Source organism: Nonomuraea sp. NPDC003707, from assembly GCF_053587055.1.
On sequence record NZ_JBSFNK010000012.1, the window covers coordinates 49,709 to 61,769 of the forward strand.

The following is a 12,061-nucleotide window of genomic DNA, read 5'->3' on the forward strand; positions in this document are numbered from 1 at the left end:
ATGGGGCTTGTCTAAGGTCCTGTCCACGCCAGATCAAGAAGCACTTTTCACGTGAAGACTATCGCCTCCCACCGCCCCATCACCGCCTCCGCCGACGGCACCGGGCTGCTGTCCCACGCCGGAAGCCTGCTGCTGCTCAATACCCTGCACGTCACCGGCCTGGACCGGGCACTGTCGGCCCAGCTGGAGCGCTGGCGGCCCGGGCGCGCGGTGCACGACCCCGGCAAGATCGTGGCCGATCTGGCCGTCAGCCTCGCCCTCGGCGGGGACTGCCTGGCCGACATCGCCGTGCTGCGCGCCCAGCCCGACCTGTTCGGCCCCGTCGCCTCGGACCCGACCGTCTCCCGCCTGATCGACCGGCTCGCTCGCGACGAGGTCAAGGCGCTCAAAGCCCTGCGCGCCGCCCGCGCCCTCGCCCGCGAGCGAGCCTGGGAACTGGCCGCAACCGCGGCGCCGGGCAGCGACGGCGAGCTGATCCCGCTCGACCTGGACGCCACCATCGTCATCGCCCACTCCGACAAGCAGCACGCGGCGCCGACCTGGAAACACACCTTCGGCTTCCACCCGATGACGGTCTTCGCCGACCACGGCCCGGGCGCCTCGGGCGAACCGCTGGCCATCGTGCTACGACCGGGCAACGCCGGCTCCAACACCGCCACCGACCACATCGAGGCCACCCGCCACGCGCTGGCCCAGCTGCCCCGGCACCGCCGGCGGCAGGTGCTGATCCGCACCGACTCCGGCGGCGGCACGCACGAGTTCCTGGCCTGGCTCACCAAGCCCGGCCGACGGCTGTCGTACTCGATCGGGTTCCCCCTCACCGAGGAGGTGCAGCAGGCCGTGCTGCGCCTGCCGAAGAGTGCGTGGACGCCCGCCTACGACGCCGACCGGCAGGTGCGGCCCGGTGCCTGGGTGGCCGAGCTGACCGGCCTGCTGGAGTTGTCGGGCTGGCCGAAGGGGATGCGGGTCATCGCCCGCAAGGAGCGCCCGCACCCCGGCGCCCAGCTGCGTTTCACCGACGTCGACGGATGTCGCGTCACCTGCTTCGTCACCGACGCCAAGCGCGGCCAACTCGCCGACCTGGAGCTGCGGCACCGTCGCCAGGCCCGCGCCGAGGACCGCATCCGCTGCGCCAAGGACACCGGCCTGGCCAACCTGCCGCTCCATCATTTTGCCCGCAACCAGATCTGGTGCGAGCTCGTCGCGCTGGCCTGCGAACTCCTGACCTGGATGCAGATGCTCGCGCTGCCCGGCACCGCCGCCCGCAGCTACGAGCCCAAACGTCTGCGCCTGCGGCTGTTCGCGGTGGCCGGACGGCTGGTGCGCGGCGGCCGGCGGCTACGCCTGCGCCTGGCCGCTCGATGGCCCTGGGCCCACGACATCCTCACCGCACTTGCCCGCCTGCAAGCCCTGCCAGCCCCACCTTGACCAGCCACAAGCCGCCCCTACGACCAGGAAGGAAACGCCCGCGGGCCCGTGGAACCCCGCCCACCCGGCGCGACAGCCGGGCCAGCGCGCTGACCACAGCCTGCATTTGAACCCTCAGCCGAACTGTTCAGACGGCCACACCAAGATCACGAAAGATCGAGGTTAGCTGCACCTCGCTGGTGGGCTGAGATGGCTAGCCATGGGAGCTAATCCGGGAGCATGGCTCTCGGGCTTGGGTCCCGCTGGTGAGTTCCTTTTCGTAGCGATGTGCTTCTTTGTGATCATAGGTGTATGTACGATCTTAGTCGCCGCCTACAAGACAAAGCACCGTGAGGGCGAGGCCCGCATCTCTTGGAAAGAAATCTCAGTCCGATGGAGCCAAGAGAAGCTACAGGAAGAGTCTGAGGCGTTAGAACAGGCGCAAGACGACACACGAGCGGTAGAGAAACCGCGAGCAGCTGTCGGCGATAACGTCACCCCGAACGGGGGTGATGCAGTCGTCTAGACAGGCCCCCTCTTCTGAGGGGACCTTCTGTGTTCTCGGCAGGATGGAGGGATTCGAACCCTCACCGCCCTACCCTTAGCCACCATACTGAGTGCTAGACCTGCCTGCCAACGCACAGCGGTTTCTGGTCGACCTGTCGCGGGCCGCTGAGACCATTCGCCTCCCGCTTTTGGTGTCAGGACCATGGGGAGGTCCATCTGGAGACGGCGGGTCCGCTTGGGCGAGGATCCTAACCGGTGGCCTAGCCAGCCCGTCGTCGACGGTCACGTTTCAAACGTTCGCCGTCTTACTCGCACATCATCGAGTCCTTGCTCGTAAAGTACTGTCACATGGATACTTTGCCTGACGCTGGCTCGTCCCAACTGGGACTCTTGGATCTGTCTGCCGACCTTTCGGTGCCAGAAGTGTACGCCGGAACGGATTTCACGCTATATTTGCACGTCAACAACCCCTTCGGGCAGCGGCTGTGGATTCGCTCGGTCGAATTGAGCTTGCCGACACAGCTTACGTGGCGACCGGCAGCGCACGAGACAAAGCAGGAAGCTTCCTCACATGCTGAGAAAAGGATCGAGGATCGGATCAGCAATAGGGCCGAGGAGATCTCCAAGGTCGAGGAGGAGCTCAACAATCTCTCGCGAGACGATTCCCGCAAAACTGCTCTGCAAGAGAAGTTGCACGCCCTCCTAGCCAAGCAGAAAGAAGACCGAGACGAGATCAAGGCCATTCATGGAGGCATGTTCGTAGAGATCTCCGGCGAGTCGAAGCTCTATCTGGATGAGCCTGTAGTTAAAAGCTTACACCTCGACGTATCAGGTGGATCTTCAGTGACTATTCGGAACGCGACCGCAGGCTTCGACGATGTCGAGCGGGTGCCCCTGCGTGGTTCGCTGCCGGAAGGAGCTGCTTTGGAGCCCGGGTGCACGGACGTTTGGACGATCCGACTCGGCAGCAACAGGAGTCCCTTCTTTATTCCAGCCCAATACCGGCTGCAGCTCACCGTTATATACAGCCTGACTCCCATCAAGCGAACTGGGCAGATAGACCCTTCGCTAGCCCCGCTATTCTCTAATACGACAACAGTCATAGTGCCTGTCAAGGCAGCGCTGTGGAGTATCATTTTAGGCGGTATTCTAGGCGGCGCCATCGGCGGCATAGGAAGGTCGCTCCAGAACGCTAAGACACTAGACGCCCTTTTCGCTGATCACCTAGGCGCAAGCCTTGGCAGTCTCTTTCTTTCGCTGATACTGAGCGCCGCGGCCATAATATTCTCGGCACGAAAATCCGATGCCCAGACATTTGTGACTGTAGAAGATTTTTGGGGAGGCATGCTTATTGGTTTTCTTATCGGCTATTCCGGAACCGCCGCTTTCGCTGAATTTCCAAAAGTCGGTCAAGGAGGCGCCGGTGGGCCGTAGCTTGCCCCACCACCGTGCAATGAATAGGCGTGCAGCGCTTCCCCACCATGCGACCGGAGTACGGTGCCGATTGCAGACTTGGCAGCGTGACAGTCACCTGCCACCTATCATGGGGTGCTCGCGTCGAGCGCATGTCGGTCCGCCTTGTGCCCCTGCCCTCCTCATGGTGGCGAGGGTTGACGGAACAAAGTCGCGCCAGGTCGCGCCCATGCCCATTTACACGCCTCCACCGCCGAGCATGCCTTCATCAACCGGTGCCTGTACCTGTCCGAAGTCTGACGTGCGTTCAACGAGGGACATTCACGGGATGGTCTTGCGTGACCCACGCGCAGCATGAGGTATCTGCCCAGCTCAACCCAGCCAAGGACACGGCTTAGATTCCGCTCTCCTACTGCGGATGCCTGGATTGGCTGCGGCTGCCAGACATCGGTCATCTTCCCGCATGCTGGCCGTGGCTTGGGCGGACGTAGATGCCTTTCCCGCTGGGAGCCGGCATCAGATGGCCGCGGTTGAGCTGACAGCAGCGCAGATTACAACATGTCTACACGCCGACGAATCTGGCTGCCGCCGATCCGGGCCATCGCGGCGATTTGAGTGCTAGGGGCGAATATCGTGCACGTCTTCATCCTCGTCCTCGAGGGACCACCCATCGGCCCTGACGTCGGATTTTTCCAGCGCAACGTGAAATCGCAACGGACATTCGCCCTCTATTTAGTCCAGTTCGTCGCTCAGCCGTTGGTGTCCGAGATTGTGGTGCTGACGGTGATACTGAATATGGTCACGATCGATTTCATGCTTCAGCATGAGCTTGCCGATTGGCTCGCCATCCGTTCGATCTATTACGCTGTAATTATCCTCAATGGTGATCGCCCCGTACTTGAAGAGGTCTCGGTGGTTGGGGCAAAGGCAGAGCATGTTGGCTTTGTTATCAGGCCCTAGGTGCGGCCGCTCTAGCCCACGGATGTGTACAGTGGCAGCGATCCGCAGACCGCCTGGCACTTCAAGCACGGTGCCACACACCTGACATGCATGGTCGTACACCTGCTTCAGATCAGTCGCCAGCAACCTGTCCGCATAGACCCCAGGCGCAACCTCTTCCCGACGCCCAGGGGGAAGCTTTCGACTCAGATGGGGCGTTGCGGTCTTCTTCGGTGACCCATCATCTAGCTGCTCAAGCCGGAACTGAAGCACAGTAGGCCCATCGACACCACGTTTGGTCCAGTAATCGGCAACCATGAAAAGCCCGTCGTAGCTGTAACCGGCCGACGGCGAAAACCTCTCATCACCCCCAGCGCCACGAATAACCCGCACCGGCAGCTTGGTCATAATGCTCTTGATGAGAGCAGCGTTACCCGAATCGTCCGCCGACTGATCCTTAACCTGCACGCCGGTATTAGGATCACGCCCACCATGACCGGTGTAAATTATCACATCCCCGTAGTCTTCATCGTCCTTGTAACCGCCCGAAACCACGATGGACTCCGCGCCACCCCGCTCAGCAGTGCCACAGATGCCCGCCTGCAGCGGCCTGTGCACACCTGCGTCGTGCAACGCCCGACGGCTCTCGAAGACGGTGTCCGGCTGGATTCCCTCAATGGCACCATAGAACTCTTTGACTTCGAAGCGCTTCTGACTCTTATGCGCACGGTTGCGGACCAGCGCGATGTGGGCTGCAAAGTTCGACTCACGCTTCTGCGGAATGGGGAGACCCTTATCTCGCAGCGACTCACGCGCATGCTGGAAGATCGCATCCAGCTCGAGGAACTCAGGCTGCTCTGGGATTCCTTCACGGATGAGGTGAATCAGCTCGCCAGTAAAAGCTGTGTAGGTATCTAGACCGCCGAGCGCGGTCTTGTTCTCGGCCGTCGCTGTCATTAGATATGTGCCAGTGACACGGGCGCTGTTCGCAACCCGCTCCGTGCCATCCTCGGCACCCATCAGCCCGAGCGCGAGCCCGCTGTAGCAGCAGTCAAGGATCACAATCTTGCGCCGCGCGCGACTCGCCCGAAGCTCATTTCTTACGGTGTCGTAGGCCACTGCACTGTACATGCGATCCTTGTGTGAGTCGACCAGCGTGAGATATAGGTCGCTCTCCAATGAATGCATCAGACCATGGCCAGCGAAATACACGATAAGGGTATCTTTAGCCTCTTCTCGAGCCTGCCACAACGGATCCATCATGGCGTCTACCGATGTGGGGTTATGAACAATCGTGCAGTGCTCCGCCGGCAAACCCCACAGGTCAGACCGCTGCAGGAGACCGCTCAACGCCTTCAGGTTGTTTTCTACAGCAGGGAGAGATCCCAAATAGGTGTATTTACTCGTGCCAATCAGTACGGCACGCGATGTTAATGGGTCTGGGAGGTTCAATCGTGATCCTCCAAAGCCTTCAGGATTTGGACAACGAATTCCGACTCTGCCTCAGAGACCACGACAGTGGTCGCCCCATGCTCTATGGTCACCTGTGGACGATGACGCCGCGTTCCGCGCCACCGCGATAGTGTCTCGATGAATGCCGGCCATTGCAACCCACTTGTCACGACCAGGGCGATGAGATCGAGCGTGTCCCCCATCTCGCCGGGTTCCGGATCTTTCGACTGCAGGCGCACATCCATATAGTCAAGAGCGTCGAGGTCCCTCATCAGCCAGTCATAGAGCGACCGGAGCTCCTGCTCGGCAAAATCTCCGCTCATGCGAAGGTTGACCGTTTCACCCACCAGAATCTCCACCAATCAGCAACGAATCCGTATCGGGGATACTACCGCCACTCACCCCGCATAAGCTTCCAAACGCAAGAAAAACGGGCAACTCGTTCAGCCTCTCCGTGACCAGCATCCACCCCATCGTCAATCGTGCGCACACTAGAACACGAAGGGAAGGTCGATCCACGACAGTTTCTACATCTGATTGCCAGACCAGCTGCACACACGGGCCTTACGGTTGAACGTGCCGTAGCACCGAGCACTGGCCGCTCCGAAGGAATCACTGGCTAACGTCCTCCGCATCGACTGCACTGTCACGCCCAGACGGGTCGACGTAGCGATCTCCGTTGAGCACGGGACACGCCGTCTTTGAGACAACCCTCTTCGCCCCTTGCCTCCTGTCGAAGATGACATCCACTTGGCGCGTTGAGATCACTGTTCCCTAGAGCGGCACCCACGGAGCGAGTCCGAGCGTAAAGCCCTCGACGAGTTCGGGCACATGCACGGGCTGATCTTCCAGGTGGTGCGGAGCGCGGCAAGAAGCCGATCGGCAGCGTGAAGGTCGGCTGCCTTTACGCCTGATCGCCCTTTATGTGAGGCGGGCCTTTCGCGCGGCGGAGGGCCCACTTTTGCGTGATACTCCAGGCATGCCGTTGGCCGCGAACCTCTGGACCACTCTGGCGCCCGCGCTCGTCGGGGCGGGGGTCGCAAGCCTGGGGCTGCTCGTCGGGTTCCTGCAGTGGCGCAAGAGCCGTGAGGTAGAGCGCGACAAGCTCGACGTGGAGCGCGCCAAACTCGCCTGGGACAAGGAGAAGACCCAGCAGGAGCTCGTCGCGGAGGAAAGCAAGGCGGAGCGGGAGTACCGGGAGCGCATGTTTGCCGCTCGTGAGCACGCCGACTCCTTGGAACGCCGCGCCCTCGACTATCGCGAGGCCGTCGTCGACGCCCTGCGCCGACTGAAGATCCTCGATATGTCGCAGCCCCTCAACCTCGAGTCCTTGTATGTACAGGTGCGGGTGCGCGAGGAGGAGCCTCCCCTCTACGTGCGTCCCGACGAAACCCTCCGCTCCCGAGAGGAGCCACACGCCGCTCGCCTGGCAGAGACGCACACGCCCGAGGAGGCGCTGGCCCGGTACCACCGGATGGCAGTCGTGGGCGACCCGGGAGCGGGGAAGACGACGATGCTGAAATACCTGACGTTCCGGATGGCGCGGGGGGAGCTCGGTCCTGCGCTGCCGGTCTATGTCGAGCTGCGTGAGTTCGTGGACAGCGGGAAGGAGCGACTGCTCGACTACGCCGCGGAGCATCTGCTCGACCACCGATATGGATTCAGGGACGCGGGTCCGTACCTAGAGGAGCGGCTGGCGGCGGGGGAGGCGGCGCTGCTGCTGGATGGGCTAGACGAGGTGCTCGGCGGGGCCACGCCGGAGGAGGCGGCACGAGCGTACACGCGGACGGCGGCCGAGATCTCACGTCTGGCCGATCGCTACCGCACCGCGCCCATCGTGGTCACCTGCCGGAAGGCTGGGTGGCGGGGTGGACTGACGGCGTTCAGCTCACTGGAGGTGCTGGACTTCACCTGGGAGCAGGTCGAACGGTTCGTCGCGAACTGGTTCGTCGGGGACCCGGGCAAGGCCGAGGGGTTGTGCGCCGCCTTGTCCGGAAATCTACGGCTCCGTGCTCTAGCTGCCAACCCGCTGATCCTCTCCCTCATCGCCATCGTCTATGGGAAGGACCTGGAGCTTCCCGAGCGGCGAGCCGAGCTCTACAGCCGGTGTGTCGAGGTCATGCTCCGCGAATGGGACGCCCACCGGGGCGTCCGGCGTTACTCGGCTTTCACCACCGAGCGGAAACGGGACCTGCTGGAGGAGATCGCCTGGCACTTCCACCGGCACGGTCAGCGTTACCTGCCGGAGGACGAACTCCTCGACGTCATCGCCACATACCTGCCCACGGTCGCCTTGAACAAGGCGTCTCCCCGTGACGTGCTCCAGGAAATCTGCGCCCAGTACGGCCTGCTGAAGGTTCAGGCGCACGGCTGGTACGGGTTCCTCCATCTGACGTTGCAGGAGTACTTCGCCGCAGTAGCGGCCAACGGGCGGGGCGAGGACGCCATCAGAGAGATTGTCCGACATCGGCACGACCCGTGGTGGGAGGAGGTCATCACGCTGCTGGCGGGACGTATGGCGGACGCGTCGCCGCTGCTGCTGGCTATCCTCGGGCGGGAGACCGAGCCGCGGCCAGGCGAGCCCGTGGCGGCCGATGACGATCTGTTCCATAGTGATCTGCTGCTGGCCGCCGCTTGCCTGGTGGGGACGCCGCGCATCCGGGTGCCGTGGTTGCGGGAGAGGATCCTGCCCGATGCGCTCGCGCTCCTGGCCAGGGGAGATGTTCCCGTTGTGCTGATCGAGGAGTGCGCGCGAACTCTGATGGAGATCAGTAGCCCGGAGGCCACATCAGAGCTGCTCACCATGATCGAGGAAAGGCGGCACGCCTGCCGCACGGTGACCGAAGCTCTAAGCCAGTGCAGGGTGAAAGGAATCGGTCCTCGCCTGCTGGAGCTGTATTGCCGCGAAGGCCCCATACTGGACCTGGACAAACACCCATTGGGATGGGCTCTGGGCGCGATCAAGTACCGCGAGGCCGAGCCTCGTCTACTCGCCAGACTGAAAGAATGCCTACTCCACGACCGACACGGCGACCTATACGTGCATGCGAGCACCCTCGGACGGTTGGGCAACCGTGAGGTCGTCCATGTGATTCTCGATCATCTCCAGCGACCTTCCGCGCGAACCGTGAACTGCGAACTGATGCTGCCTCCGCACACCGAGCTTCCCGTAGATACCGCTGCCGGCGAGAAGGCGCTGCGGCTGCTGGAGGAGAATTCATACTGGAACGCCCAGTTGACGGTGGCACTGATGCGCGTTGCGGCCATCGGCCTAGGGCCCGCGGCCGCACCACGCCTGCTTGCTGTGTTCGAACGAGAAGCCACCCCTATGTGGATGGCCAACTTCGTTGAGGGGCTGGAAATCCTCGCGGAGGAGGTCTTGCCGACCCTTGCGGACATGATGTGCGGCGACGAGCTTGATCGAACCGGCAGGATCTCGGTCCTGAATGGGCTTGCCGCCTGGAACAAGAGCAAGCCCGTGCCACACCTGCATGCGTTCTTCCTTCAGCGCCTGTCAGACGAGCAGGACACGGAACTCAAGGTCTTGACAGCGAAGGTCCTGGCGGGTTGGAAGGACCCGAGCGGGACGCACGAACTCCGCCGCGCATTCGATGCCGCTCTGACACGCTCCGACGCCCGTGCCTGCTCAGTACTGGCCCTGTCCCTGGCCGAGGTGGGGGATCGCTACCCGGTTGTTCCCCTCACTGACTGGCTACTACGCGAGATATCCGATGAGCGGCAGGGCGAGAGCACGCTTCCCTTGAAGGATCTCCTGGAGGCGCTTGTGCCCTGCACGCCTGTCGAGGTCACCCGCGCAGTCCTTCACTCCCGTAGGGCGCTAAGACTGCTCGCCCACTCGCTACCGCTGAGGCAATACATGGCTGGGGTGTGCGTAGAGGAACTGCTCGACAAGGCGCTGGATGTCGTCGAGGAGGGCACCTCGCAGGCTCGCAACGACATTGCCGCGAGCCTCGGCTGGAGCCGTGGAACGGCCGAGCAGGTGGGACGGTTCATGCGCATCAACAGGAGGCTGCAGGCCAACGAGTTCGTCACGCGACAGTTCCGTACAGCGCTGCTGGGCATGAGCCGGAAATCCGGATTCCGGGTCTTCGCCGACGGCCGGATCGTACCGACCAGCCAGCGGGTCACCGACGAGTGAGCAATACCACCGTCAACCTCGGCAGGTCACCGGAGTGCTTGGCCATGCTGAGCTGTAATCTGGCCTTCTCCATCTCCCCGACCCGCGCGACGGAGTCACCCTTCAGCCCCGACTGTTGCGTCCCGCGCCACTCGACCCAAACCCGCTCGCACCCCTCCAAGGCCCTCGAGACACCCGCCCCCTCTGGGTACCCGAACCCATCCGGATCGGGCGCACTCCCGGCCAGCAGCACATCCCCGGTATGAGGGAATCGGCGTAGTACTCGAATCCTGCACGCAACTGGCTCTGCCCGTAGACGATCCCATTTTCGGGCTCTGCCTTGATCACCCGAAGTGCCCAGGGGATGTTCTCGAACCGCCCGTTCTCTTCCCGTACCTCCGCATGCTCCGAGAAAGCCAGCGCAAAGCCGGCAGTAGCCTGGTGCGCAGTCAATCAAGCTGCGGGGGCAGCAGCCATCACTGAACGCCCAGCTGCGCAGCCCAGATAGGTAATCGTGATCAAATCTCGTCCTTGGTACGTCCGGGCAGCCCCTCCTGCTCAGCGAGTGGATTCCACAAACCGACGAACGTGCTCTTGGCCTCAGTGGCTTCCTCGGAAGCGCTGTTGCCCGTGTCGTAGTCAAGGTCACCCACGGTCTTGCCCGAGCACCCGCGAGACTGATAACGCTTGGCCCACTTCAGATAGGCCTTATCCGCCCGGTGTGAGGCGGACAACGCCTGGACCAGCGCGTCCTTAAGCTCCACGCCCTTGGCAAGCCCACTCACGTCCAGGCTCTTCGCCCGGTTCGCCTGCTTGCCACGCTGTTTAGTGACCTGCTCGATCGCCGCTATGGCCGCGCCGGTCTTGGAACAGCGCAGCATCTGGCTCAAGGCGTCGCGGAGCGCCCCTCGACTTGGCTCGCTCAGCTCAAGTAAGTCGTCGATCGCAACTGCCTGATAATGGGCGTCCGAGCTTGCCGGGGTCGTCGAAGCCACTGGGGCGGAGGGCTGGGATACGACAGAGCCGGCAGGAGCAGGCTCGGTCGTCCGGCTGTCAGCTGTCGGAATGATCTCGTCGCGGTTGTTGAGGTTAATGAAGACGATTGCTCCGATGAGCGCCAAAACGGCTGTGCCCACCGCGATCAGCGGTGCCCTGAGCCTGCGTGGCAGCGGACGGGATGGTCGCGCCATGATGAGCGACGGCAGCGAAGCGGTCGATTCGTCAACCGGTGCAAGGGCTTCGGGATCACGAGTCCACCAGATCCAGTACGGTGGCGCCTCCGGCCAGTCATCCTCTGGCCCTGCCCAGGCGGCTGTGGGAATCCAGTCATCGGGGGGAGTGGGCCAGCCCGGTGGAGCACAGAACCGCCACTCGGGGCCGGGGCGCGGGGGAATGTTCAAGAGGTCCCACTTCAGATCACTGGAACGGTTCAGGGAGATTATCCACGCTTGCCATGCCTATTTCCATCCGTGTTGCAGGTTCCGTGTGATGGACAACAGCTGCCCTATTTATGGATAATCGCACCCTGTTGATCCCTCTGTTCGGAGCGGCCGACTCATGCGCATTCCCCCTCGTCCAGGTACCCAGTGGCAGTTCAACCCGCCTCCTGGATGGCCAGCAGTTCCGGCCGATTGGGAGCCCACCGATGGGTGGGGAGGTCCGGACGTGGACTGGCCCGCCGCACCGCCGTACTGGGATTGGTGGATCGTTCCAGAAGGTACCGTCTCAGCGCCCGAGCTCCTCCAGAACACGGCCGTCCAACCGAACACGCAGGACAAGCCAGCGACATCTTCTTCGAGGAACCGGAAGCTGTTGCTTGCCGGAGCTCTAGCTGTGGTGGTGGCCTTCGCCGCGGGAGCGCTGACGTTTCGGTTTCTCGGCGACGCAAGCCATAGTTCGACGGCAGTAACGAATGAGCCATTCAGCGAAGACGAGCACAGTGGTGGGGCGAACGGTGCCGACCTAGCCTATGAGACCGAATGGTCGCAAACGCGGACGCGTCAGGTCTACATCCGTTCTCCGCAATGTTCGGGTATCAACTTTAGCGAAGCAGCCTGTCTGGCCAACCCAGGGCGATGGGTGTCTGAACCCTACGTCACCGCTCAGCGGGGGCATGTATGCGCCTCGAACATTGAGGAGGCCACTCGACTGGCCTCGGCAAACGGCGCCCGCCTAACAGGCGAGATCCTCGACGTGGCGTGCTAA

Annotated in this window: 6 protein-coding genes; 3 read left to right on the forward strand and 3 right to left on the reverse strand. The window is 62.7% G+C overall.

Translation table 11 applies throughout. The features are described 5' to 3' along the window. The first annotated feature begins 51 nt into the window (after window positions 1-51). Both ACWDRB_RS29710 and ACWDRB_RS29715 read left to right on the forward strand, forming a co-directional pair. Window positions 52-1,428, forward strand: coding sequence for an IS1380 family transposase (locus ACWDRB_RS29710; RefSeq protein WP_449899054.1), 1,377 nt, complete (start codon window positions 52-54; stop codon window positions 1,426-1,428). 813 nt (window positions 1,429-2,241) lie between these two features. Further along, window positions 2,242-3,348 (forward strand): hypothetical protein, encoded by a 1,107-nt coding sequence (locus tag ACWDRB_RS29715; protein WP_449899057.1) that lies wholly within the window; start codon window positions 2,242-2,244, stop codon window positions 3,346-3,348. Between the two features lie 711 nt (window positions 3,349-4,059). Here ACWDRB_RS29715 and ACWDRB_RS29720 read toward each other — a convergent pair. Further along, entirely contained in the window at window positions 4,060-5,718 is a 1,659-nt protein-coding gene (locus ACWDRB_RS29720; protein WP_449899060.1) for a caspase, EACC1-associated type, read from the reverse strand. Continuing rightward, complete coding sequence (locus ACWDRB_RS29725; RefSeq protein WP_449899063.1) at window positions 5,715-6,077, reverse strand: effector-associated constant component EACC1; 363 nt, start codon at window positions 6,075-6,077, stop codon at window positions 5,715-5,717. The genes ACWDRB_RS29720 and ACWDRB_RS29725 overlap by 4 nt, the downstream gene beginning before the upstream one ends. Window positions 6,078-6,697: 620 nt before the next feature. Here ACWDRB_RS29725 and ACWDRB_RS29730 point away from each other — a divergent pair. After that, window positions 6,698-9,877, forward strand: coding sequence for an NACHT domain-containing protein (locus ACWDRB_RS29730; protein ID WP_449899066.1), 3,180 nt, complete (start codon window positions 6,698-6,700; stop codon window positions 9,875-9,877). 497 nt (window positions 9,878-10,374) lie between these two features. On the opposite strand, the gene ACWDRB_RS29735 is transcribed toward ACWDRB_RS29730, so the two are convergent. After that, window positions 10,375-11,256 carry a hypothetical protein gene (locus tag ACWDRB_RS29735; protein WP_449899069.1) on the reverse strand — a complete coding sequence of 294 codons (882 nt, stop codon included), beginning with the start codon at window positions 11,254-11,256 and terminating at the stop codon, window positions 10,375-10,377. Window positions 11,257-12,061: the final 805 nt, after the last annotated feature.